Annotated in this window: 1 protein-coding gene; it reads right to left on the reverse strand. The window is 55.8% G+C overall.

Translation table 11 applies throughout. From position 1 onward, the window contains the following. A partial coding sequence (locus LF95_RS22495) for a hypothetical protein (RefSeq protein WP_143182161.1) occupies positions 1-962 on the reverse strand: 962 nt, incomplete at its 3' end. Positions 963-981: the final 19 nt, after the last annotated feature.

Below are 981 nucleotides of genomic sequence, written 5' to 3' on the forward strand. Positions count from 1 at the left end.
AGATACTGGGCATCGCCAAGTGTCTCTCCAGTCACGCCCGCATCAACATGAATACGATAAAGGTCCGTCGTTCCCGACGCATTCTCGTTGCTGTAATACAGATACACACCCCCGTCCGAGGCTGGTTCAAGACGGATATTCAGCTCCGATCCATAGGCAAGATCTTCAAAGTCAACCTCCCCATGCACCGGATTGCCCGCCGCGTCATAACGCTGACCATAAACTTTGGCAAAGCCCCCGGGCACAAGACGCGTGAAGGCCACAAACACGCCCCCATCCGCTAGGGCAACGAGATCCGAGACGGTCACATCACCGCTCGTCATGTTCGCCGCATCGATATCAACTGTCATATCGAGCGCCACAGCATTGTTCACATCAATGCTATAGACCTGAAGCGTCGTCCCGATGGTCACCGCGACCCGGCCGTCGGCCAATAGCATCGCACTCGGCTTGAACTCCGGATTCGTGCCATCCCCCTGCAAAGCAACAACATTGCTGCCAAGTTTGACCCCATGCGCACTGAACACCTGAAGCGTGGTCGTATGCGTCCGGCCAAACTGATTCATCGAGAAAATAACAAGACGACCATCGGCAAGCTCAACACCATTGGTCTGCGCATCAACTCCTGTCTGCGCTCCACTGATCTCAAAACGCTCACCAATGGCCTCCCCGGTGGCAGAATAACGCTGGCCATAGCTATCATCATTGGAATCACCAGACATCCGGTACGAAAACAGCAGAACAAAACCGCCATCCTGGAGCGCAATGATCTCGGCCGACCCCTGCTGGCGGTCTTCAACCGTCACCATCTGGGGCTTGCCCACCCGGTATCCCGCCGCGTTATACATCACAAAACGGGTCCTTTGTGGCGAATAGGCCGACGTCGTCTCCATGACCACAAACCCGCCACCGACAAGCCCCTCAACCTTAAACTCCGTCACACGGCCCGCTGAATCAGACATCACATAACGGTCACGCTGC

Source organism: Thalassospira sp. TSL5-1 (assembly GCF_001907695.1).
Classification (GTDB): domain Bacteria; phylum Pseudomonadota; class Alphaproteobacteria; order Rhodospirillales; family Thalassospiraceae; genus Thalassospira.